This is a genomic window from Salinibacterium sp. M195, from assembly GCF_019443965.1.
Taxonomy (GTDB): domain Bacteria; phylum Actinomycetota; class Actinomycetes; order Actinomycetales; family Microbacteriaceae; genus Rhodoglobus.
The window spans coordinates 1,352,281-1,374,443 of the sequence record NZ_CP040814.1; the positions used below are offsets into that span (position 1 = coordinate 1,352,281).

20 protein-coding genes are annotated in these 22,163 nt (G+C 59.9%); 13 read left to right on the plus strand and 7 right to left on the minus strand.

What is annotated here, in order from left to right:
- The first annotated feature begins 17 nt into the window (after positions 1-17).
- The 5 genes from FFT87_RS06460 (at position 18) to FFT87_RS06480 (ending at position 6,900) form a co-directional block, all read left to right on the plus strand.
- Positions 18-1,007: a GDP-mannose 4,6-dehydratase gene (locus tag FFT87_RS06460; protein WP_219950492.1), complete on the plus strand. Its 990-nt coding sequence runs from the start codon at positions 18-20 to the stop codon at positions 1,005-1,007.
- On the plus strand, positions 1,004-1,951 hold the full coding sequence (locus FFT87_RS06465; RefSeq protein WP_219950493.1) for a GDP-mannose 4,6-dehydratase: 948 nt from the start codon (positions 1,004-1,006) through the stop codon (positions 1,949-1,951). The genes FFT87_RS06460 and FFT87_RS06465 overlap by 4 nt, the downstream gene beginning before the upstream one ends.
- A 140-nt stretch (positions 1,952-2,091) precedes the next feature.
- Positions 2,092-2,418: a WhiB family transcriptional regulator gene (locus FFT87_RS06470; protein WP_010203447.1), complete on the plus strand. Its 327-nt coding sequence runs from the start codon at positions 2,092-2,094 to the stop codon at positions 2,416-2,418.
- A 94-nt stretch (positions 2,419-2,512) separates the two neighbouring features.
- On the plus strand, positions 2,513-5,323 hold the full coding sequence (locus FFT87_RS06475; RefSeq protein WP_219950494.1) for a glycosyltransferase: 2,811 nt from the start codon (positions 2,513-2,515) through the stop codon (positions 5,321-5,323).
- A complete protein-coding gene (locus FFT87_RS06480; RefSeq protein WP_219950495.1) occupies positions 5,320-6,900 on the plus strand; it encodes a DUF5719 family protein in 1,581 nt (526 codons plus the stop codon). Before FFT87_RS06475 ends, FFT87_RS06480 begins: the two co-directional genes overlap by 4 nt.
- A gap of 41 nt (positions 6,901-6,941) precedes the next feature.
- On the opposite strand, the gene FFT87_RS06485 is transcribed toward FFT87_RS06480, so the two are convergent.
- Positions 6,942-7,385 carry a metallopeptidase family protein gene (locus tag FFT87_RS06485; RefSeq protein WP_219950496.1) on the minus strand — a complete coding sequence of 148 codons (444 nt, stop codon included), beginning with the start codon at positions 7,383-7,385 and terminating at the stop codon, positions 6,942-6,944.
- A 63-nt stretch (positions 7,386-7,448) separates the two neighbouring features.
- On the opposite strand from FFT87_RS06485, the gene FFT87_RS06490 reads away from it, so the two are divergent.
- Positions 7,449-7,664 (plus strand): DUF3499 family protein, encoded by a 216-nt coding sequence (locus tag FFT87_RS06490; protein ID WP_219950497.1) that lies wholly within the window; start codon positions 7,449-7,451, stop codon positions 7,662-7,664.
- Entirely contained in the window at positions 7,651-9,075 is a 1,425-nt protein-coding gene (locus FFT87_RS06495; RefSeq protein WP_219950498.1) for a phosphomannomutase/phosphoglucomutase, read from the plus strand. The genes FFT87_RS06490 and FFT87_RS06495 overlap by 14 nt, the downstream gene beginning before the upstream one ends.
- A gap of 33 nt (positions 9,076-9,108) precedes the next feature.
- Here the strand turns inward: FFT87_RS06495 and FFT87_RS06500 are convergent, their stop codons facing one another.
- Positions 9,109-9,969: an RDD family protein gene (locus tag FFT87_RS06500; RefSeq protein ID WP_255560098.1), complete on the minus strand. Its 861-nt coding sequence runs from the start codon at positions 9,967-9,969 to the stop codon at positions 9,109-9,111.
- Positions 9,970-9,985: 16 nt separating this feature from the next.
- Between FFT87_RS06500 and FFT87_RS06505 the strand changes: the two genes are divergently transcribed.
- On the plus strand, positions 9,986-10,981 hold the full coding sequence (locus FFT87_RS06505; RefSeq protein WP_219950736.1) for a stage II sporulation protein M: 996 nt from the start codon (positions 9,986-9,988) through the stop codon (positions 10,979-10,981).
- Between the two features lie 101 nt (positions 10,982-11,082).
- Here FFT87_RS06505 and FFT87_RS06510 read toward each other — a convergent pair whose 3' ends face one another.
- The 5 genes from FFT87_RS06510 to FFT87_RS06530 all read right to left on the minus strand — a co-directional run bounded on the left by FFT87_RS06510 (position 11,083) and on the right by FFT87_RS06530 (position 16,314).
- Positions 11,083-12,375: a DUF58 domain-containing protein gene (locus FFT87_RS06510; RefSeq protein ID WP_219950499.1), complete on the minus strand. Its 1,293-nt coding sequence runs from the start codon at positions 12,373-12,375 to the stop codon at positions 11,083-11,085.
- Positions 12,376-12,377: 2 nt separating this feature from the next.
- Positions 12,378-13,334 carry a MoxR family ATPase gene (locus FFT87_RS06515; protein ID WP_219950500.1) on the minus strand — a complete coding sequence of 319 codons (957 nt, stop codon included), beginning with the start codon at positions 13,332-13,334 and terminating at the stop codon, positions 12,378-12,380.
- Positions 13,335-13,412: 78 nt separating this feature from the next.
- A complete protein-coding gene (locus FFT87_RS06520) occupies positions 13,413-14,600 on the minus strand; it encodes a DUF4350 domain-containing protein (RefSeq protein WP_219950501.1) in 1,188 nt (395 codons plus the stop codon).
- Positions 14,597-15,298, minus strand: coding sequence for a DUF4129 domain-containing protein (locus FFT87_RS06525; protein WP_219950502.1), 702 nt, complete (start codon positions 15,296-15,298; stop codon positions 14,597-14,599). The genes FFT87_RS06520 and FFT87_RS06525 overlap by 4 nt, the downstream gene beginning before the upstream one ends.
- Complete coding sequence (locus tag FFT87_RS06530; protein ID WP_255560099.1) at positions 15,295-16,314, minus strand: hypothetical protein; 1,020 nt, start codon at positions 16,312-16,314, stop codon at positions 15,295-15,297. Before FFT87_RS06530 ends, FFT87_RS06525 begins: the two co-directional genes overlap by 4 nt.
- A 271-nt stretch (positions 16,315-16,585) precedes the next feature.
- Here FFT87_RS06530 and mtrA point away from each other — a divergent pair, with 271 nt between their 5' ends.
- The 5 genes from mtrA (at position 16,586) to hpf (ending at position 22,120) form a co-directional block, all read left to right on the plus strand.
- The gene (gene mtrA / locus FFT87_RS06535) at positions 16,586-17,266 is read left to right on the plus strand and encodes an MtrAB system response regulator MtrA (protein ID WP_219950503.1); all 681 of its coding nucleotides are present in this window, start codon (positions 16,586-16,588) and stop codon (positions 17,264-17,266) included.
- Between the two features lie 5 nt (positions 17,267-17,271).
- Positions 17,272-18,885, plus strand: a complete 1,614-nt coding sequence (mtrB, locus tag FFT87_RS06540) for an MtrAB system histidine kinase MtrB (protein ID WP_219950504.1) — start codon at positions 17,272-17,274, stop codon at positions 18,883-18,885.
- A complete protein-coding gene (locus tag FFT87_RS06545) occupies positions 18,878-20,557 on the plus strand; it encodes an LpqB family beta-propeller domain-containing protein (RefSeq protein ID WP_219950505.1) in 1,680 nt (559 codons plus the stop codon). The genes mtrB and FFT87_RS06545 overlap by 8 nt, the downstream gene beginning before the upstream one ends.
- A 63-nt stretch (positions 20,558-20,620) precedes the next feature.
- Entirely contained in the window at positions 20,621-21,376 is a 756-nt protein-coding gene (locus tag FFT87_RS06550; RefSeq protein ID WP_219950506.1) for a ComF family protein, read from the plus strand.
- Positions 21,377-21,421: 45 nt separating this feature from the next.
- Positions 21,422-22,120: a ribosome hibernation-promoting factor, HPF/YfiA family gene (hpf, locus tag FFT87_RS06555; protein WP_219950507.1), complete on the plus strand. Its 699-nt coding sequence runs from the start codon at positions 21,422-21,424 to the stop codon at positions 22,118-22,120.
- Positions 22,121-22,163 lie beyond the last annotated feature (43 nt).

Genomic DNA, 22,163 nt, shown 5'->3' on the forward strand with positions numbered 1-22,163 from the left:
GAGCAAGAAAGACAACTATGAAGCGCGCACTCATCACCGGGATCACCGGCCAAGACGGCCTCTATCTTGCAGAGCTGTTGCTCTCAAAGGGCTACACAGTATTCGGGCTGATGCGTGGACAAAACAACCCCAAGCGTGAACTGCTTGAGCAGCTCATTCCGGACGTCGAAATTTTGACGGGCGACCTGACCGACCTGTCGAGCCTCATGCGTGCCATGAGCGTGGCCAAGCCTGACGAGTTCTACAACCTTGGCGCTATCTCGTTTGTTGCGTATTCGTGGGAGAACGCCCACTTGACGAGCGAAGTTACCGGTATGGGAGTGCTCAACGCTCTCGAAGCGGTGCGCCTGCACATGGCAGCGACCGGCCAGCAGGTGCGGTTCTACCAAGCATCCAGTTCCGAAATGTTCGGCAAAGTTCAGACGGTGCCGCAAGACGAAGACACCCTGCTGTGGCCCCGCTCGCCCTACGGCGTGGCGAAGGTTTACGGGCACTATATGACCATCAACTACCGGGAGTCCTACGGGATGCACGCCTCATCCGGGGTGTTGTTCAACCATGAATCACCGCGCCGTGGCCCAGAGTTTGTGACACGCAAAGTCAGTCGTGCCGTTGCCCGAATCTCTTTAGGCCTCCAAGACAAGATCACGCTTGGCAACCTAGACGCTCAACGCGACTGGGGTTTCGCTGGAGACTACGTCGAAGCAATGTGGCTGATGTTGCAACAGGATGAGGCTGACGACTACGTCATCTCTACTGGCGAGACACAGAGCATCCGAGTTCTCCTCGATCACGCGTTTGCCGCGGTCGGGATAGACGACTGGAGTGGCTATGTTGAACTCGACGAGCGTTTCATGCGCCCGGCTGAAGTCGATCTTCTTGTCGGCGACTCATCAAAAGCGAGAGAGAAGCTGGGCTGGGAGCCGAAGGTGAAGTTCCCCGAACTGATCGCCATGATGGTCGAAGCTGACGTCGCCGAGCAGAGAGAGCTTTCCGGCAACAAATGACACGTGCACTGATCACCGGAGTTACGGGCCAAGACGGCTCATACCTCGCAGAACTCTTGCTTGCCCGAGGTTATGAGGTGCACGGTGTCACTCGCGATGCGGGTGAAGACGTAACTCACGGTGTCGTCGCTCACGAGCTGGACTTGGCCACTGATAGCGCCATCGCGAAGCTCATTGCTGACATCGAACCCCACGAGATCTACAACCTTGCCGCGCTGAGTTCGGTTTACCAGTCGTGGCAGAATCCGGCCCTCACTGCGCGACTAAACGGTGCAGTGGTCGCGGAAATGTTGGCGGCGGTAAAGGTCATCAGTGATCGTGGTGATGTCGACATCCGCTTTATCCAGGCGTCGAGTGCAGAGATCTTCGGTGCGCCCACTGAGTCGCCACAGAACGAGCAGACGGCCGTGTGCCCGACAAGTCCCTACGGAGCGGCTAAAGCGTACGCACACGGCCTTGTGGGGGCTTATCGCACTGCGGGGGTCGCTGCATCGTCAGTGATCTTGTATAACCACGAGTCGCCGCGTCGCCCTGAGACGTTTGTCACCCGCAAGATTACGGCCGCTGCGGCCCGCATCTCCCTAGGGCTTCAAGAGACGCTCGAGCTGGGCAATCTCGGGGCACAGCGCGATTGGGGCTGGGCCCCGGACTACGCTGACGCGCTCGCGAGAGCGGCGCAGAATACGAATGCAGATGACTTTGTTATTGCGACGGGGATTTCCCATTCGGTTCGTGATTTCGTCGCAACGGCTTTTACTCGTGCCGGTGTTTCCGATTGGCAAGATCGGGTAACGGTCTCTGACACGCTGCTGCGCACGGGGGATGCTGCCCTACAACTGGGGGATGCGAGCAAGGCTCGAGAGATTCTAGGTTGGACACCAACGGTGAAGTTTGATGAAATCGTGTCGGCGATGGTCGACCACGATCTCGCTTTGCTGAGTTAATTGAAGTCACGGCGCGCCATAACCCTTAACTTCTAGTCGAGCCAATTATGATCTGCGACTTGACTAAGCGGAACTACACCGGTGTAATTATGTAACGCGATTCGATGCAAAGCATTGAAAGCGGAGGGGAGAGAGACCAGATGGACAACAGCGGATACCGCTCAGGAGTTCCTGACGACTGGTTTGTCGACCCCGTACGACTCGGGGTGCCTGGTGTGCGGCAGCCGCTGGCCGACGAAGATGGCAACGCCCTCTCGTGGCAAACAGACTCGCTCTGTGCTCAGACTGACCCCGAAGCGTTCTTCCCGGAAAAAGGCGGCTCTACGCGCGACGCGAAGAAGATCTGCTCGTCATGCGAAGTGCGTAGTCAGTGTCTTGAATACGCTCTCGAGAACGACGAGCGGTTCGGCATTTGGGGCGGCCTTTCAGAACGCGAACGTCGCAAGCTGCGCAAGCGCGCAAGCTAATCACTTCGTCCCGTCATTAACAGCAACTCCCAGACTCACGCGACCGCAGCGAGTCGAGTGCTGTTGAGCACCTGTCACGCATAGTCTCAAACAAATGCAGCCGAGAGTCACAGCAGTAATCGTCGCCCGTAATGGCGCCAAGTATCTGCCACGAACGCTTGCCGCGATCGCGGCGCAGAATCGTCGACCCGATTCGGTGATCGCCGTCGACGCGAACTCTAGCGACGAATCACTGTCGCTCATGGTCGAGTCTGCTCCGGCGCAGATTGCTGATGCGCAAGGTCACCGCACCTTTGGGGGAGCGATCGCTCAAGCGCTGCACACCGCAGCTCCTCAGGCGGCCGAAAACGAGTGGCTGTGGCTGCTGGCCCACGACAGCGCTCCGGACCCTAATGCGTTACGTGCGCTACTTGGCGCAGTCGAGATTGCGCCATCAGTAGCGGTGGCTGGCCCGAAGCTTGTTCGCTGGGACGATCCCGCCGTTATTACCAACTTTGGCGAATCACTCACCCCACTCGGACGTTCCCTCGGCCTTGTCACTGATGAGCTCGACCAGGCGCAGCACGATGTGCAGACCGACGCCTTGGGCGTGGCCGGCGCAGGAATGCTCGTGCGTCGTCAAGTGTGGAGCGCGCTCGGCGGCTTCGATCCAAAACTCACGTCCGTGGATGCTGCCCTCGACTTTTGTGTTCGAGTCCGACTGGCTGGCCACCGGGTTGTCGCGGTCGCTGATGCTCGCGTTGCCAGTGCGGGAGGCCCTGAGCTTTTCGGCAAGCGCACCGTATCCGCAGCGGCACATAATCGGCTTCAACGCTTTGCCCAATTGCATCGGCGTTTGGTTTATGCGCCCGGATTCTCTGTTCCTTTGCACTGGCTCACGCTGCTCCCTTTGGCGATTATTCGCTCGCTGGGACATCTGGTCGCGAAACGGCCAACGGCGGTTGCCGGCGAGCTCGCTGCCGCCTTTGCGGCGATATTTGATGGCGGAGTCGTCGCTGCTCGCCGTAATCTTCGACGCAACAAGACGGTAGGTTTCGGCGCGGTCGATCCGCTGCGAGTCACGTGGGCTGAAGTCCGTGAGATGAGAGCACACGAACGAAGCGGCGATGCGCCCGACGCGGCGTTTGAGGTCGATCATCCTCGGTTCTTTGGCGACGGGGGCGCGTGGGTTGCCCTTCTCGCCGCCATCGTCGGCATCATCAGTTTTTCTCGATTCGTGGACGTCCGCGCACTCTCCGGTGGCGGCTTGCTTCCGCTGTCGTCGACGGTTTCCGAATTGTGGACCCATGTGGGCTTCGGATGGAACGACCTGGCTCAGCAGGTAGTCGCGGCGGATCCGTTTGCCGTCGTGCTTGCCGTGATGGGCTCTCTCACCTTCTGGAACCCGTCGTTCAGTATCGTTTTGTTGTATTTGCTTGCTCTCCCGCTCGCAGCGATTTCTGCGTGGCTGTGTGCGGCATCCATTTCGGAACGAAAGTGGGCTCCCACCCTTGCCGCAACGGCCTGGGTTCTTGCTCCCAGCTTCTTGATTTCCCTCGGCGAGGGGCAGTTGGGTGCGGTTCTCGTTCATATCCTGCTTCCTTGGCTAGTGCTCGCAGTGCTGCGGGCCGCTCACAACTGGGCGATGTCGGCAATTGCAGCGCTGTTGTTTGCCGTCGTCGCAGCGTCAGCACCAAGCATTATTCCGGCACTGTTGATTGCTTTGGTTGCGTGGATTGCTGTGCACCCCAAGTCGGCTCATCGCATCCTCTGGATTGTTATTCCGGCGGTAGCGCTATTCGCTCCGCTGGTCGTGCAGCAGATAGCGCGTGGTTCGGTGTTGGCCATATTTGCCGACCCAGGTTTTCCCGTCGCACGCATCGCCTCTAACGGGTGGCAGCTTGCGCTTGGCAGCGTCGTTCCTGGCGCCAATGGGTGGAGCTCGTTGTTGTCGACGTTGGGCCTCAACGACCAGTACGGCCCGCTCGTGGTCGCTCTCGTGCTCGCGCCATTTGCCGCACTCGCCCTGATGAGTCTTTTCGTTCCGGGGGCACGTCGTGCGATTCCCTCTCTTGCACTCGCACTCTTAGGGTTCATCACCGCGGTAGCAGTAACCCGTGTTTCCGTGAGCGCCAGCGGCGAAACGTCAGTGGTGTTGTGGGCGGGTGCGGCCCTCAGCTTGTACTGGTTTGGACTGTGCGGTGCGGTTGTTGTAGCTGTAGAAAGTCTTGATCGGCATGCGACTCTTCCGGCGTTAGTCGCTCTCATCGGGGTAGTGGTCTTGGCGGCAGCGCCGTTGTGGTCGCTGACTTCGGGGGCCACTTCAGTCGTCGCGAGCAATGGCAGGCTACTTCCCGCCTTCGTTTCTGCAGAGTCCGCCCAGCACGATGGGTTGGGCACGCTGGAAATTACTGTCACCTCTGATTCGACACTTGCGGTCGACATCCATCGTGGTCATGGGTCTGGTCTTGACGAGCAGTCAACAATTGCGGCGACCAGCGACGAACTTTCGGGTGCGGAGAAACGCAGCGCAACGCTCGCAGGGAACATTGCCTCACGCAGTGGATTCGACGTTGCGAGTGAACTTCACGATCTTCATATTGCCTTCATCGTGTTGACGCCGGCGACAAGTTCAGATACGTCAGAGACGCGTCAACGAATTATCGAAGCGCTCGATGGAAACAGTCTCCTCAACCCCATTGGCGACACAACTCAGGGCAACCTCTGGCATTATCCGGATCTGGATATGGCGACCGCTGCGGCTGGTCCGAGTAACACCGGAACGCAACTGGGCCAGGCGATTGTGGCGAGTCAAGCGATTATCTTTGGGCTCACCCTGTTGTTGGCGATTCCGACGACACGTCGTCGGCGGCTGCGTGCAGCAAAGGCAGAATGTGCTGTGACCGTGATTGAGGCGAGCGAATGACCGGCACAGATCCCACCCACGATGAAGCGGCAGCCTTGCCAGAGGAGCCGACGGGAACCGAGTTCGATGATGACTCGGAACTGACCGGCGCTTCCGAACCACAATCGAGTACTCGACGCCCGGTGTCAGCTCGAGCTGCGGCAATGGTCGGGGCACGCCTCATTGTCGGCGTCGTCGGTATCGGTACTGCTGCCGCGGTCATTCTTGGAGCAAGCTTTCTTGACTTGCCCTCAACCACAGTGGTGCCGCCAAGCGCGCGAATCGTTCCCGTTCCAACGGCGCAGCAATTGACCTGCCCTGGGCCTCTCCTTCGCTTAGCAAGCGAATCTGGCGCTGAAGCCTCATCCGTTTTCACGCTCGGGGAGCCAACAACACGGTTCTCGTCGAGTTCCGGTTCCGTTGAACAATCACGGATTACGGCTTCGGATGCTGAGACGGGCGAGGCGGTCGCCGCTCCTCTCGTGCTCAGCGCTTCTCCTGACGCGGAATCGTCAGCTGGCGCTGTTCGGCTCAGCGGGGCCCAGTCTCAAACTGTCAATGTTGGGGACTATGTCGGTTTTGCTTCTGCTGGCTGCCGCGCTGTCGGTGGCGACAGTTGGCTTGTCGGTGGTGCGACAACGACGGGTCGTACGACTTTGATTTCGCTGACGAATCCCACCGAGGTGGCGTCGACTGTCAGTTTGGACATCTTTGACGAAGACGGGGCTGTCTCTGCCGCCGGTACTGCCGGAATCGTCGTGCCGCCGAATGGTCAGCGAGTGCTCTCGTTGGCCGGTTTTGCTCCGGGGGCTACTTCGCCAGTGGTTCACGTCTCGAGTACCGGGGGGCAGATCACTGCTGAGTTGCAACAGTCGATCGTGCGCGGACTCGATGCTGGTGGCGTAGAGATTGTGGGAGCAACGCAACCGCCGTCTCGTTCCTTGGTTATTCCGGGAATGGTTGTGACGGGCTTGGAGGCTGTTCAGGCGCTTCGTGGCGCCGTAACTCAGACTGATGATCTTGTTGCCGTTCTCCGGGTGTTTGCTCCCGGCGAAGACTCAGCCACGATTTCGGTGACGCTGACCCCGTCGGATGTCGCCCGCGAACCCATCACGTTCACTCTCGATGTGAGCGCGGGAGTGGTCACAGACATTCCGATCGAAGAACTGGCCACTGGGACATATACCGTGCAGATTGATTCTGATGAACCGATCGTGGCGTCTGCGCGGACGACCTCGGCGCTTCTGGCCGGTGCCGTGGTCACGGCCACAGATTTCGCGTGGTTCGCTGCTAGCCCGACGCTGGTCGATGACACTCAGTTCACGGTCGCCCCTGGGCTGCCTGCGGTACTGAATGTCGCGAACCCTGGCGAAGTCTCTGTGCAGCTGACGTTGACTTCGGCCGATGGTTCTGTTGCGGAATCGACGATCGAGCCGGCGACAACCCTCAGGGTGCCGCTCGCCCAGGGGGAAACCTACGAGTTGGGCCACAGCGCGCGCATCAACGTGAGCGTGACGCAGGCGCGGAGTGGGTTCATCGCTTCTTACGTTATTGACCCGCAGACGCCAGGTTCGTCGCCGCTTACAGTCTTCCCCTAAGAATGACTTCTTCTCGGTGGGTTAGCCTATTTTCCGTGGGGCTAGAGGTTTCGAAACCGTTCGGGCGCGAGCTCCCAGGGCTCTTTTCCTAGGTATTCGGCTACCGCGCGGAACACACAGCTCTCGATGAGCATGCGACGATGCAGTTCGTCATCGCGGTGCGATCGCATCAGACGTTCGATGGGCAGCCGAAAAAGAATGATGCGATGTTCGGCTGCGACGATTCTCCAGCGCGGCACTGGGGAGCCTTCGGGGCTGCTGGCGGGCATAAGGCCAACCTCGAAGCGAGCTTTGGCGAGTTCTTCCGGCCACATCTCCTTCAGAAACTGGGCAGCGGAGGCGACAGTCATCTCAAAGTTGCCGTGGCGGCTGCGCAAGAGGGGAAGGTGCGGCCCCGTGACGGCGGAGCGGATGCCCCGGCCATGGCGATCACGCCAGTTGCCTCGTACAGACCGTGTCTGCGCTCGCTTCGATGATCTCACCACAACCTCATTCTACGGGCCGTGGTTGACCGTGTGTGGGTGCACAGTCGTAGGCTAGGGCTCACAATGAATCAGCGCCCGTGTAGCAAAGTCGCCTGCAATCAAGAAGCAGAGGCGACTCTCACCTATGTCTACGCCGATTCGATGGCCGTTCTTGGCCCGTTGAGTTACAGCTCAGAGCCTCACAGCTATGACCTCTGTGCTCGTCATGCTGAGCGCCTGTCGGCGCCTCAGGGTTGGCAGGTCGTTCGCCATGTAGTTTTGGGGCATGAGCAAAGCTAACCCCATCGATCTCACCCCCTTCATCAAGGCTTACGACGTTCGTGGCCTCGTCGGTTCCCAGCTCACGGCTGACGTTGTCGAAGCTCTCGGTGCTGCTTTCGTCGATGAAGTGGATGCTGCTGGCAGCGAGATCATTGTCGGTCACGATATGCGCGATTCCTCGCCGGGTTTCGCTGCAGCGTTCGCTGCGGGGGCTCGTGCTCGCGGAGGCAACGTGGTCCTCATCGGGCTCTGCTCGACCGATGAAACCTACTATGCATCCGGGGCATTGAATGCTCCGGCCGCGATGTTTACGGCCAGCCACAATCCCGCAACCTACAACGGCATTAAGTTCAGTCGCGCAGGGGCTCAGGGGATTAGCTTCAAGACTGGCTTGCGCTCGATTCGTGATGGCGCCCAAAAGTATCTTGCTTCGGGCATTGAGCCGGTCGCGCAGTCCGGTTCCCAGCGGGAGTTAGATGTTCTTGCCGACTATGCAGGTTACTTGCGAGAGCTGGTTGATCTTCGGGACATTCGCCCCATCCGTGTCGTTGTTGATGCCGGTAACGGCATGGGCGGAATGACGGTGCCGGCGGTGCTGTCAACGGCAGCAGGACTCTCGGAATTGCCGATCGAGATCATCCCGATGTACTTCGAACTTGATGGCACGTTCCCGAACCATGAAGCGAACCCGCTTGAACCTGCCAACATCGTCGATCTGCAGAACGCAGTGCTCAAACACGGTGCGGATGCGGGACTCGCCTTCGACGGTGATGCGGACCGTTGTTTCGTGGTGGACGAACTCGGTAACCCGATGAGCCCGAGCGCTGTCGCTGCGGTGGTCGCCCTGCGCGAAATTCAGCGCGTTCGTGCGCTGCAGCCGGAGGGCGACATCCGCGTTATTCACAATCTCATTACCTCTCGCATAGTGCCGGAAACGATTATTGCTGCTGGCGCGATTCCCGTGCGCACGAATGTTGGTCACTCACTGATCAAAGATCAGATGGCGGCGACCGGGGCGATCTTTGGCGGTGAGCATTCTGCGCACTATTACTTCCGCGATTTCTGGGGCGCCGATAACGGGATGCTCGCGGCGATGCATTTGCTGGCCGAGTTCGGCTCGCAGCCTGAGCCCCTTTCGGTGATCTCTCAGCGTTATTCGCCCTATGCCTCGAGCGGGGAGATCAATTCGGTCGTCGAGGATGTGGCGGGGGCGACAGCGCGAATCCGTCAGGCTTTTTCGGCCGAGGCGGAGTTCGATGAGCTTGACGGTCTCACTGTCACCGGAATTATTGACAATCCCGAGTCATTTTGGTGGTTCAACGTGCGTGCCTCAAACACGGAACCGCTTTTGCGGCTGAACGTTGAAGCGAGTTCTGCGGCGCAACTTGAGACTATTCGCGACCGCGCGCTGGAGATCATCCGGGCCTAATAGGCTGCTGAGCCGCGCTTGATCCCGCCCGTTCTAGCCGCGGTTGGCCGGGAATCCTCGGGGGACGCTTGAGAGCGCTGGCTCCAGCGTCTCGAGTCGGCTCTTCTCGCCGCGCAGGGCGAAGGTTTCGCGCTGTCGACGGAGAGCGTTTACAGCGGAGAGGAAAACTTCGGCGTCGGCTTCGGGCAGTGGTGACACGAAGGCAGAGGCCTCGGTAGCGAGATTTGCCGCATGCTGGAGCCGCGTTCCTGGGGTGTAGCCGGGCGCGGCAACTAAGAAATGTGAGATGCGACGCGCGAGAGCATCCGGCATCTTCGCGACGTCGGCGGTGAGCGCCCATTCGGATAATTGTCCGGGAAGCTGAATGACGGGATTAGCGACCTTGGAGACGCGCTCGTATTGGCTGTAGGTTCCTGCGACGAGGTCGCCGAGGCGCTGCGCGCGTGAATTAAGCAGTCCGACGACTCCCGCGAGGCCTCCGGCGGTCATGAAGATCTCCAGCACACCGAGGAGTGCACGGATAAAGGCATGGCGAAATCCGATCGCGCCGCCGTCGTTGCGAACTATGCGCGCGCCGATCACGAGCTTGCCGAGCGATTTTCCGTGGCTGAGGGTCTCCACCGCGGTGGGAATGACAACCAGGCAGATCACCATGGCGCTTACGGTGAGCGCTTGGCCGACTGCGCTGTCTAAGCCGGCGATGTTGGCGAACTGGAACGCCCCAATGAGCAGACCGATCAGCGCGCCACCGTAGACGAGAAAATCGATGATCGAACCGGCCGCGCGCAACACGAAGCTTGCGGAGTGAAGCTCTAGCGCAACCGCTTCACCTGTCATCAGGACATCGGGTTCATCCTCATAGGGAAGAGAGTTGCTCATTTGTGGGCTCGGCATGACATCATTTAAGCAGATGGATCTTGACTCGTACTCAGCCGCACACCGCGAAGACTGGGATCGCCTTGCCCAATTGGGGTCGCAACACCGACTTTCTGGTGCAGAAGTTGATGAACTCATTGATCTTTATCAATCAGGGGCCACCAATCTTTCGGTCATGAAGACCAGCGCTGGGCAGTCTGCGCAGGCGGATCGATTGTCCTTGACGCTCAGTCGCGCCCGATTGCGCTTCACCGGTGCCTCCGCAAACCTGTTGAGCCAGTTGCCCCAATTTTTTGTCGTTCAGCTGCCGGCCGCGTTGTACCGTGTGCGATGGATGTCATTGGTATTGGCTGCCGCCACGTTCCTCGTCGGCTTCCTTTTTGCTTGGTGGGCGATTTCGAACCCTCAGGTTTTGGCTGGCTTTGGCACCGCGGCAGAGCGTGAGGGGATCGCGCGCGACGATTTCGTCGGCTACTACTCTGAATTCTCCGGCGGCTCATTTACCAGTTTCGTCTGGACGAACAACGCGTGGATCGCTGCACAGTGCATTGCCTTCGGAATTATTGGCCTCTTCGTTCCGTATGTTTTATTCAACACCGCACAGCAATTGGGCTTCACGGCAGCGATCATGAACGAGTTCGATCGACTCGACGTGTTCTTTCTGTACATTGCGCCGCACGGTCAACTCGAGCTGTACGCGATCTTCGTCGCTGGCGCGACGGGAATGATGATTTTCTGGTCGTGGGTGGCTCCGGGAGCTCGCACGCGCGCTCAAGCCCTCGCGCAGGATGGTCGCGCGTTATTTACCATCGTCGTCGGACTCATTCTCGCGCTTCTGGTTTCTGGTGTCATCGAAGGCTACGTGACCCGGCAAGACTGGCCCTGGCCCATCAAGATCGGGATCGGCACAGTCGCTCTCGCCGGATTCTTGGCATATCAGTGGATTCTCGGAGGTCGGAGCGTTCGTGCGGGAAATACCGGCGATCTCAGCGAATTCGATGCGGGTGCCACCCACATCGTCGCAAACTAGCTGCCCCGCACCGAGCGAACTTGCCGCTGCACGACCCGATTCTTCCGTGAGAATCTCGTGCCGTAGCCCGTTGCTTTCACCGCGGGCTGTTCAGCTCAGGGCTACAGCTTTCCCGCCGCTTTGAGAGCGATGTAGTGATCGGCCAGCGCCAGGGGCAATTCACCTGGGCGTCGTGCAACAACGGTTGCACCAAGCTGGTTGATCGCTGCGGAGACTCGCGACTGATCGAGAAGAGCGCGCTCAGCGGCCCCAGCGTGATACACGGCGTCCCGGTCAGAACGGTCGCGGGTGGCATCCACAATCGATGGATCGGTCACGGAGGCGATAACAACGGTGTGTTTCGTCGTGAGCTGGGGGAGCATAGCGAGCAGTCCGCGACTCGCCCCCGGAGATTCTGCGGTTGTGGCGAGCACAACGAGCGCGCGCTGCGACGTGGCTTGGCGCACGAGTGCCGGCACTGAGCTCCAGTCCATTTCGATGAGCTCAGGCTGCACGGGAGCCATCCCGTTGACCATTTTCGAGAGCAGATCAGGGCCGGTGGCTCCCTGAACACGGGCGCGAACTCGACGATCGTAAATGATGAAGTCCACGTGGTCCCCAGCGCTGGAGGCAAGTGCTGCCAGAAGTAGTGCCGACTCGAAGGCGGTGTCGATCCGGGGCTCGTCTTCGATGCGCGCAGCAGAAGTTCGGCCGCTGTCGACCACTATAACTACGCGTCGATCACGCTCCGGACGCCAGGTTCGAACAACCAACTCTGAACGTCGGGCTGTAGCGCGCCAGTCGATGGAGCGCACATCGTCGCCACGAACGTAGTCGCGCAGGCTGTCGAATTCGGTGCCTTGACCGCGGATCATGACGCTAGTGGCGCCATCGAGCTCCCGCAGTCGTGCCAAACGAGACGGCAAGTGCTTGCGGGAGTTGAACGGCGGCAACACCGTGAAGGAACCAGGAACGGAGACTGTTGTTTGACGGGCGATAAGACGGAGCGGCCCGTAGGAACGAATCGTCACGTGTGCCGCCTCGCGAGTACCTCGTCGCAATGGCGTGAGCACTGTGGTGAGCTCGCGGCGTTCACGCCCGGGAACCGCGAGTCGCGCCCGGTTGACGTGTGCGCCAGCCGAAGGTTGCCAACCGTCACGAACGATCGCCCGCAGGCGACGGCGCGTCGGATTCGTCACGAGCAGCTGCGCACTCGTCGTTTCGCCGAGTCTCAGACGCTCGGGCGATGTCCGTTCGAAGCGCAGCGAACGAACCGACACGGCGAACGCCATGTCGACGACGCCGAGCACGATCGCAAAAGCCAGCCACACGACCAGCACTATGGGCTCGCCAGTGAGCACGATCGGAACAATCCCGAGCGCCACCAGGGCAACGAACCATCCGGAGAGCGCCATCGTTAGATCGGTACCTGCACTTGCTGCACGATCGACCGCAGAATGACGTCAGGAGAGACTCCTTCGAGTTCAGCCTCGGGGCGCAGCTGGAGGCGGTGGCGAAGCACCGGTAACACCATGCTCTGGATGTGATCTGGGGTGATCGCCTCGGACCCGGTGAGCCAAGCCCACGCCTTCGCGGCAGAGATGAGAGCGATCGCGCCTCGCGGGCTCACACCAAGCTTGACCGACGGGCTCTGGCGTGTGGCCCGTGCGAGATCGACGGCGTACGCAATGACATCGGGGCTCGCGCCGATCTGGGAAACTGCGGATTGTGCTGCAGCGAGCATGGCGGCGTCGAGAACGGGGGTAACACCAGCCGCAGCGAGATCGCGGGGATCGAAGCCAGCAGCATGGCGCGTCAACACCTCGATTTCGACGTCGCGTTCCGGCAGATCGAGCACCAGCTTGAGCAAGAACCGGTCGAGCTGAGCTTCCGGCAACGTGTAGGTGCCTTCGTACTCAATGGGGTTCATCGTGGCAGCGACCATGAACGGAACCGGCAGCTTTAACGACTGGCCGTCGACAGAAACTTGTCGCTCTTCCATAGCTTCGAGCAACGATGACTGTGTCTTCGGCGGCGTGCGGTTAATTTCATCCGCCAGCAGAATGTTCGTGAACACCGGCCCTTTGCGAAACTCAAACTCGCCAGACTTGGAGTCATAGACAAGCGAGCCAGTGACATCGCCTGGCATGAGGTCTGGAGTGAACTGCACTCGCTTAGTGTCGAGTTGCAGCGCACGGCTGAGGGTGCGGACCAGCAAGGTTTTGGCGACTCCGGGAACACCCTCGAGCAGCACATGACCGCCGGTGAGAAGCGCGATCGTGAGTCCCGTCACGGCAGCCTCTTGGCCGACAACCGCTTTGCCTACTTCGGTACGGAGTTGAGTGAATGCGTGCCGCAGTTGCTCGTCAGTCATATCTCGATTCTTCTCTATCTTTGGCTCAGTTGTGCTGAGGGGCTTGGCAATTCGATGTATCTCATTAGTTCTGGGTTTTTAGGTGGGGCGGACGGCCGACTCAACGCGCTGTTCAAGGGTGAGCAGTGCATCCGAAAGTTCAAGGAGATCGTTGTCGGTGATTGGCGCCGAATCGATCAGGAGGTTTCGCAGTGGCGCGGTCGGCTGATCGGTCAGGAGAGCGATCCGGTTGATGACGTCATCGACGGAAGCTGCCGTCGCCATGCCGCAGAGGGCGGCGAGTCTACGGAGTGATCCGATGCGCAGCGAGTCGAGCGTGTGAAGACGAGCAGCGGTCTTCTCATAGAGTCGAGCTCGCCCCTGCATCGTTTCGCTGGAGCGCACTATGACCGGAAGCTTCTCAATCACAAGCGGCCCAAATCTGCGGCCGCGCCACAGCGCCGCGACGAGAAGGGTCACCGCGGCAAGCCAGACGACGGGCAACATCCAGTCTGGGGCGAGCTCATCAAGTGTTTTTACCCCGCCGTCATCGGCAAAGTCCGCGAAGCTCGGGGTGTACCAGACCAGAGTGCTGTTCTGGCCGAGAAGGCTGAAAGCGAACGCTGCGTTATCTGCGCTGCTGATACTTTCGTTGGTCAGCGCCGTCGTCGCGCCGAGCAGCACTAGTCGGGTGTCGCCGCGATCGAGACTGACAACCCCGTAGCCGTAGCCGTCTTCTGCATCACCGTCTCCGTAGCAAACGGTGGCGTCTGTGTCGTCGACGATGTCGAGACTGAGAGGGCCAGCGGTAATCGAGGGCGAATTGGTGGCGAACTTGGCAGAACAATTGGCCGCGACCGTGCCGGAAGGGGTGTTGGCATGAGAGACCTCTGGGGCGATCTCCAACAGCGATTGGATGCTGGGCTCAGCATAGATAACAGTGCTGGCGAGCCCGACGGCCTCGGCAATTTGGTCGTCAAGCAAATACGCGTTCAGGTCGGCGAAGAACAGCGTGCTCTCGTCGACACCCCTCAGCGCATCACGAGTCTGGTCAAGGCTAGTCGTCTCGATCACGTCAACACCCTGTTGCCGCAGCACCTCAGCCAGCGCACGCGTTCCCGACTGATTGGGACTCGCGGGATCGAGGGGCTCGCGATCGGCGGCGGTGCCAACAAGGCTCAAACTGATGAGAGCAATGCCCAAGAGAAAAAGCGCGGCGATAATCCAAAAAAGTGACCGGACGACGACGCGACGAATGCTCGGCGTTACGACCGTTGGCGCGCTCACCTTTCAGCCTCGACAAGGTTCGGTTTCGCAGCGCGAGTGCGGGATTCCACAGCGCGTAGCTGCTCGTACTGCGTGCGGGTCGCGGGCTTTCGCATGTACCGAACGAGGTCAAAGGTGTCAGCGCTCTCAGCGAGTTCAGCCCCGCACTCGGGGAGAACTCGGGCAGCCCGCACGGCAAAACCGTGCGCGGTGGTGCCGGGAGTCATCGTGACCAGCGTGCGCTCTGAGAGACCGCGAGCAATCGCGCGAAACATGTCAGCAATCGCGCTTGCGAAATCGTCTCGGGCGGCTGATTTCTCAGCGGCCTCCCGCAACTGGGCTGCGGTTCGGTAGTCGGCTTCGCCGAAGAGAATGTTCTCGGGGCGACGGCTTTTGCGATTGAGGCGAGGGATGCCGTAAACAACGATGGCGGCAACAATTGCGATTGTCGCTAACGCAATGAGCAAGACCAGCACGAAGGCGGGGAGGGCGGTGCCGTCGCCAATGGTCAACGAATCTAGCCAGTCGGTAAATGCCTTGGAGACGCGGTCGAAAAGCGTGGGTTTTGCTGCTTGGTACGGCGCCTTTGACAACTCATTGAGGATCCAACTGGTTGCCTCGTCTGAGTCGGGTTCAACCGGAATGTCGCGCGACACAGCGCGAGCAAACCAGCCGGATCCTGCAGCCGAAATGGCAGGGAGAATCGTCGCTACGCTCATGAAACCGTTGACGGCGACGGGTCGGTTGACCTGGGGTTCTTGCTTTCGAGTGTGATGTAGGGGTCGGGAACCGAATTGTCGCCGAGCTGGCGAGCCTCAACAAACCGGGTGAGCTCGAGATCGAAGCCTTCTTTGCGCATTCGCTGGTCAATGTAAAGAAGGGCGGGTGCCGCAGACTGAATCACGATCGTGACGGCGCCGATCGCGACCGAGATGATCATCGTCAGGACGTAAAGACCGACAAAGGACGCAATCGCGACGGTTTCGTTCCCGGTGGGATTAAGCAGCCCAGCAGCGATCGTTCCGATAAAGCTCAGCGGGGCGGTTACGACGCCAGAGACCACTTGGACGATCACGAGAATCAGGGCGAGAATCCCGAACGTGCGCCAGAAGCTTCCCGATACGAGCGACCAAGAGCGGCGAATCGCACGCCCTAAGGGCAGCCGTTCGATCATGAGTGCGCTGGGAACAAGGGCGAGGAAGGTGCCGAGGCCTGCGAGGAGAGCAACGCCAAGTAGGAGTCCGATGACGATGGCGAATATGCCCAAAGCGATTCCCGCTGGACCGCCGATCGCAAACAAGAGAGCGGTAACAACGGCGATCACAACGAAACCGAGAAAAGTGGCAACGGAGACCAGTGCTGACCAGCCGATCAGAGCTCCGAGTCGCCCCTTCGCCGCGTTCCAGAGTCCACGCAGGCGCAACTTTTCGCCGAGCGCGCCCCGTGCGACCTCAAGCGAAACGATTCCTTGAAGGATGGAACCGCCGATGAGCGAGAGCGCGACAGCGAAAAGGGCAGCAAGAACGACACTGACCGTTGCGCCGGCTTCGATTGTCGCCGCATCTGCACCGCTCGCGCTGAGAGTGCGATCAACGCCTGTCACGGTGACAACTCCGACCAAGATGAGCGAGGAAACGGTCACGACGCCCATGATGATCAGCGCGAGTCCGAAAATCGGTCGCGGGTTGCGGCGAAGCACCATGAGCGATGCCGTCAAGATCACGCCAAGGGTCATAGGGCGCAGAGGAATGAGGCCGGGCTTGGGCGGGGGAGTCCACGTCGGAGCGGGGGCTGCGTACTGGGGGGAACCTTGCGATGCATATGGCTGTGGCTCGCCCGCGCTGCTGGAGCTATCTGGCGACTGCCATGGACTGTTATTGCTCACGTCTCACCCTCGAATGTCGAACTGTGCCAATTGAATCGCACTCATGCTTTCACACTCGACTACTCTTATGCCAAAGCTTCTCACCCCAGTTAGCCCGAGAGCTAGAAAGTATCGAGGACACGTGAACCCGCGAATTCTTGTAGTCGATGACGACACTGCCCTGGCAGAGATGATCGGAATCGTTCTACGCACTGAAGGCTATGAGCCATTTTTCTGTCAAGACGGTGCCCTAGCGCTTGATGCCTTCAAGTCAGCAGCGCCTGATCTCGTGCTGCTCGATTTGATGCTGCCAGGAATGGACGGCATCGAAATTTGCGCGCGCATTCGTGAAGAGTCTGGCGTGCCGATCATTATGTTGACGGCCAAGAGCGACACGGCGGATGTCGTGAAGGGTCTCGAGAGCGGCGCAGACGACTACGTCGTTAAGCCCTTCAACCCCAAAGAGCTTGTCGCTCGGGTTCGTACGCGTTTGCGTCCCGCTAGCGATGCCGCGACCGGCACGCTAGTTGTTGGTGATCTTGAGCTGGATGTCACGGGCCACGAGGTTCGTCGTGGTGATACGAAGATCAACCTCACGCCGCTCGAATTCGAGTTGCTTCTTGCACTCGCAATGAAGCCTGAGCAGGTCTTTACCCGCGAAATGCTCTTGGAGCAGGTGTGGGGCTATCACTACAAGGCAGACACTCGCTTGGTGAATGTTCATGTGCAGCGGCTGCGTGCCAAGGTTGAGGAAGACCCTGACAACCCGAAGATTGTGATGACGGTTCGCGGTGTTGGTTACCGCGCCGGCAGCAGCGCGTAGCTCGAATGCGCTATTTCGGCTGGCGCGAGTTAGTGCAGCGAGTCGCTGCACTGTGGCGCTCGTCGCTTCAGTTGCGCACTGTGGCCATCACAGTGCTGTTGTCTTCAGTGGCGGTCGCCGTTATTGCTGGCTACATGTCGCTTAGTGTTGGCGCCAATCTCTTTGATGCCAGCCGAAATCAGCTCACCCGCACTTCGGCGAATGCCACTCTTGCAGGGCAGCAGGTCTTTGATGCCGCAGACGAGGGACTGGGGCTTGAGGATCTCGACGCCATGATGGGCGATGCGGCGAGGGTCATCGAGAGTGTCGCGTCGAGCACGGGCGGCACGAGCTACGCCATTCTTCGTAGCCCGGGACAGGAAGGCGCTCGCGTGCCAACCAACGTTCAGACTCGCGCCTTGGCAACCGACGTGCTGATTTCTGAAGAGCTCAGGGAGACTGTCGCCGCCTCGACAGAAAAGCGCACTTTTTGGCAGTCAGTCGCGCTTGAACAGTCAGAGGACGGCTCGGTGCATCCGGGACTCGTTGTTGGCTCGACACTCGACATCCGAGGCGCACAGTACGAGCTCTACCTCGTGTACGACATCAGCGATACTCAAGACACTCTTGTTGTCGTTCAACGGACTTTGGGTTTTGGTGGTTTCGCCCTCCTCGCCCTCATTGGTGCTGTTACCTACCTCGTTGTTCGTCTTGTGGTCGCTCCGGTACGGCTTGCAGCCGAAACAAGTCAACGTTTGGCAGCAGGCGAACTTGAGGTGCGTATCCCGGTGCAAGGCGACGACGTGATCGCGACCTTGGCGCGTTCCTTCAACGGAATGGCGACAAGCATGCAACAGCAGATCACTCGGTTAGCAGCGCTGTCTCAAGTGCAACAGCGATTCGTCTCCGACGTATCGCACGAGTTGCGTACCCCGCTGACGACGATTCGCCTTGCTGGCGACGTGCTGTACGACCAACGCGACAGTTTTCCTCCAGCGACCGCGCGAACTGCGGAGTTGCTTCACACCCAGGTAGAGCGCTTTGAGCTCCTCTTGGCAGATCTTCTCGAAATGAGCCGCTACGACGCGGGTGCCGTCGATATGGAGACGGAGCCCACAAACCTCGTTCGCCTGGCCGAAGAGGCCATCGAGAGTCACGCGTCTCTGGCCGAAAGCAAAGGCTCCGAACTGCGACTGGTGGCCCCCGGTGGCTATTTTGAGGCGGATGTCGATCCACGTCGCATCCGTCGTATTCTCCAAAACTTGGTGAGCAACGCGATCGACCATGGAGACGGTTTGCCGATTGTCATTTGGGTTGACAGCGATCAGGATGCCGTGGCTATTGCCGTGCGTGATTACGGAGTGGGAATGAGCCCAGCGGCGCTTGAACGCGTTTTTGATCGCTTCTGGCGGGCGGATCCTTCCCGGCAGCGAACAACGGGCGGAACAGGCCTTGGGCTCGCGATCGCGCTTGAGGATGCGGTGCTCCACGGTGGGTGGCTTGAAGTGTGGTCGGATGGAGACAACGGCTCGTGCTTCCGGGTGACCCTGCCGCGCGTTCGCGGTGCGGAGTTGAGATCGTCTCCTTTGGAGCTGCCGCCGGCGGATGACGTGCCGAGTTTGGAGGCTTCAGATGGCTAAATCGTCGAAGTTGGCCTACGTCTTACTCGCCAGTCTCACGATCGCTGCTCTTGGCGGCTGCGTCGGCGTGCCTGATTCTGGACAAGTCGAGGCCGGCCCGTTGATCGATGAACAAATCGATGCCAAGTTCGAGATCGTTGCTGAGGGTCCCGTGGCCGGATCAACGCAGGAACAGATTCTCACCGACTTCATGAACGCTGTGCGCGCGCCGACCCGCGATTATTCGGTCGCCCGTGAATTCTTGACGCGCGAGATGAGCGACTCCTGGACTCCGGCAGCGAGTGCCACGATTCGGGAGCGAGACAAGCTGCCGACAATCTCGACGGCATCCGAGGACGACACGCTCACGTACTCGTTTTCGGCAGAGGCCGTAATCGATGAGAGAGGCGTCTACGCGGAGCTACGTTCGCCCGCATCACAATCTCTGACCTTCGGATTTGAACGTCAGGAAGGTGAGTGGAGAATCACCTCGGCACCGCCAGGAATTGTGCTGTCGAATAACGGCTTCGATGTCAGTTTTGAGCAACAAGTGCTCTACTACTTCGATCCCAGTTTTGCCTATTTGATTCCTGACGTTCGCTGGTTCCCGGTACGTCAAACATCGCAATCGCGGGCAATCACGGCCCTGCTCGCCCCCGACTCAGCCTGGCTGCAGCAGGGAGTCGTGCTGACGGCATTCCCGGCTGCCACCACGCTAGGAAATACGAGCAGCCTGACGAGCGGCAGGGCAGTAGTCGATCTGAGCTCAGAGGCGCTCTCCGCTGACTCTGTCGACCGCGAACGAATGCGACAGCAGCTTGCGGCAACGCTCCATACGCCGATAGTTGTGCTTACCGTTGACGGGCGTGAGTTGCAGACCTCGAGCTCGGGACAGAATCCAGCCGTAATTGAGCCCGGCTCTGGAGGGCCGCTCGTTGTCGGCGCGGCCGGCAAATTCGGATTCAATACGAGCGACGGGCTGAGCGATATCAACGAACTCAGCGCGATTATTGCTGGCTCTAATGCGACAGCTGCGGCGCTCTCAGCCGATCGGCTGTCTGTCGCTTATCTCGCGGGTGATGGCACCGCCTACTTCGCCTCAGTTGGTGGGGCACCGCGGATCGTCGATGACCGAGCGGGACTCGTGGCGCCTTCGCTCGATCCGTTCCGTTTTGTGTGGTCTGCGCAACGCAGCGATGCAGCGACGCTGTCCGCGTTTGCGGTCGATGGAACCGAGCATCCGGTGCAGTCAGCGTTGCTGCCCGACGCAGAGATTGTGTCGCTGGATGTCTCGCGCGATGGCACTCGACTGCTCGTCTATCTCTCCACGCCGTCTGGCCCGCAGTTGCTCATTTATGGCATCGTGCGACAGCAGGGGAACGTTCCGGTCCAGTTGGTCGAGCCCATTGTCTTGCCCGCCCGTCCGGGGGCGCCAATCGATGCCACGTGGGTCGGATCGGGCACAATCGCGACGCTCTCGGCCGATGACGACACTGTGGCAGTGACCGCCTTCAGCTTGGGCGGCCCGACCGAAAGTCTTGGTGGCGTGGCTGATGCACGCCAGCTCGTGACCACCGGAGCAAACACCGACGGCCTGAGGCTTGTGGCTGACGGGGAAGTCTGGCGTCCACAGGGGAGCCAGGAGTGGGTGCGCACGGGCCTCGACGCCTCCTACATGGCGGTGCAGCAGTAAAGCCTTTCCACCGAACCAACGTCGCACCCCATTTCTGGGCGGTAGACAGCGCACGCTCACGGTATGACAGTTCCTCCCCCTATCAATAACGGCGGCGTCGCGCGGTTTCTGGCGCTCGTGCGTGATGCAATCCGTGATGCGTTGGCCGTGGTCATGCCGGTTGAGTGCGCCGGGTGCCACGCACTCGATCGAGCGCTGTGCGGCGAGTGCGCTCGCAATCTTGTCGCGGCACCCACGGTTCATTCCACTCCGCGGCACGTGCGCGTTTATGCCGCCCTCCGCTACGAAGGCCCGGTGCGTCGAGTATTGCTTGCCTTCAAAAACAACCATCGCACCGATCAGGCTCGGGCATTGTCTCAGGTGCTCCTGCCCGCATTGTTGAGAGCTATCGGGGAGATGGCTGGCGGCGAAAGCGCTCAGAGCACAGTTCAGATCGTGGCGGTTCCGAGCAGCAAACGAGCGTTTCGGTTGCGCGGCTATCACCCGATGTCACTCGTGCTTCGAGCGGCCAGCATCCGACACAGTCCGGTGCTTCGCGTGACGAAGGCAACCACGAGTCAGAAGTCGCTTAGCGCTCTCGAACGCGCCACGAACGTGCAGGGCGCCTTCGTCGCGACACGCAGGCTTGGAGGCGAAAGGTTCATTGTCGTCGACGACGTGTTGACGACTGGGGCAACGATCGACGAGGCACTGCGGGCGATTTCCGCGGCCGGAGGGGTCGTGATTGCGGCTGCAACCATCGGGTTCACTCCGAGAACCGGAGCGTCTCGTGACAATGCCAGCGGCGAGGGCTACGGTAAGGAAAAGGGCGCACAATAAAAGCTGCCTCACGGGGCGGCCGCGCATGATGGCTAGGAGGTCGCCGTGGAAATCACCGTCAACGGACGAAATGTAGGAGTCACGGATCGTTTCCGTGAGTATGCGATCGAAAAGTCTGAGAAGGTCGCTCACCTGGCCGACAAGGCAATCGCCTTCGAGATCAAGGTAAGCCGCCACCACGAAACCAAAGGGTCTAGTGGAGACGATCGTGTTGAGTTGACGTTGATCGGACCAGGACCGCTTGTACGAGCGGAATCTGCTGGTTCGGATAAATATGTTGCATTCGATCTGGCAATGTCAAAGCTCATTGAGCGCATTCGCCAATCCCGCGACCGCAAGAAAGTTCACCGGGGCAATCACCGCCCGACCTCATTGCGTGAGGCCAGTGCTGGTGGTTTTGCTGTTGTAGATATCACCCCGGCTAGTCCTGAAGTGATTGAAAGTGTCGCAACGGGTTCGGTTCCCGCTCAAAATGTCGAGCCTGAACCAGGCGACGAGGACTATTCGCCCGTCGTAATTCGGCGCAAGGTCTTTCCGTCGAGCCACATGACGGTCGAAGAGGCACTGGATCACATGGAGTTGGTAGGTCACGACTTCTTCCTCTTTGTGGACAGTCAGACCGATCGACCCAGCGTCGTTTACCGCCGCAAAGGCTGGGATTACGGTGTTATTGCGCTTGAAGAGGAAGCCGATGAGGCCGCGGATGGTGGCCGTTCGCGCAAGCGCAAGGTCGCCAACGGCTAAGCACACCAAGTTTTTGGTCTGAACTTGATACGATTACGAACCG

Excerpts from the sequence above, each read along its gene's own strand:
- FFT87_RS06460 (WP_219950492.1), top strand. The coding sequence starts at position 18 with ATGAAGCGCGCACTCATCACCGGGATCACCGGCCAAGACGGCCTCTAT.
- FFT87_RS06465 (WP_219950493.1), top strand. The coding sequence starts at position 1,004 with ATGACACGTGCACTGATCACCGGAGTTACGGGCCAAGACGGCTCATAC.
- FFT87_RS06470 (WP_010203447.1), top strand. The coding sequence starts at position 2,092 with ATGGACAACAGCGGATACCGCTCAGGAGTTCCTGACGACTGGTTTGTC.
- FFT87_RS06475 (WP_219950494.1), top strand. The coding sequence starts at position 2,513 with ATGCAGCCGAGAGTCACAGCAGTAATCGTCGCCCGTAATGGCGCCAAG.
- FFT87_RS06480 (WP_219950495.1), top strand. The coding sequence starts at position 5,320 with ATGACCGGCACAGATCCCACCCACGATGAAGCGGCAGCCTTGCCAGAG.
- FFT87_RS06490 (WP_219950497.1), top strand. The coding sequence starts at position 7,449 with ATGAATCAGCGCCCGTGTAGCAAAGTCGCCTGCAATCAAGAAGCAGAG.
- FFT87_RS06495 (WP_219950498.1), top strand. The coding sequence starts at position 7,651 with ATGAGCAAAGCTAACCCCATCGATCTCACCCCCTTCATCAAGGCTTAC.
- FFT87_RS06500 (WP_255560098.1), bottom strand. The coding sequence starts at position 9,969 with ATGCCGAGCCCACAAATGAGCAACTCTCTTCCCTATGAGGATGAACCC.
- FFT87_RS06505 (WP_219950736.1), top strand. The coding sequence starts at position 9,986 with ATGGATCTTGACTCGTACTCAGCCGCACACCGCGAAGACTGGGATCGC.
- FFT87_RS06510 (WP_219950499.1), bottom strand. The coding sequence starts at position 12,375 with ATGGCGCTCTCCGGATGGTTCGTTGCCCTGGTGGCGCTCGGGATTGTT.
- FFT87_RS06515 (WP_219950500.1), bottom strand. The coding sequence starts at position 13,334 with ATGACTGACGAGCAACTGCGGCACGCATTCACTCAACTCCGTACCGAA.
- FFT87_RS06525 (WP_219950502.1), bottom strand. The coding sequence starts at position 15,298 with ATGAGCGTAGCGACGATTCTCCCTGCCATTTCGGCTGCAGGATCCGGC.
- FFT87_RS06530 (WP_255560099.1), bottom strand. The coding sequence starts at position 16,314 with ATGACCCTTGGCGTGATCTTGACGGCATCGCTCATGGTGCTTCGCCGC.
- mtrB (WP_219950504.1), top strand. The coding sequence starts at position 17,272 with ATGCGCTATTTCGGCTGGCGCGAGTTAGTGCAGCGAGTCGCTGCACTG.
- FFT87_RS06545 (WP_219950505.1), top strand. The coding sequence starts at position 18,878 with ATGGCTAAATCGTCGAAGTTGGCCTACGTCTTACTCGCCAGTCTCACG.
- FFT87_RS06550 (WP_219950506.1), top strand. The coding sequence starts at position 20,621 with ATGACAGTTCCTCCCCCTATCAATAACGGCGGCGTCGCGCGGTTTCTG.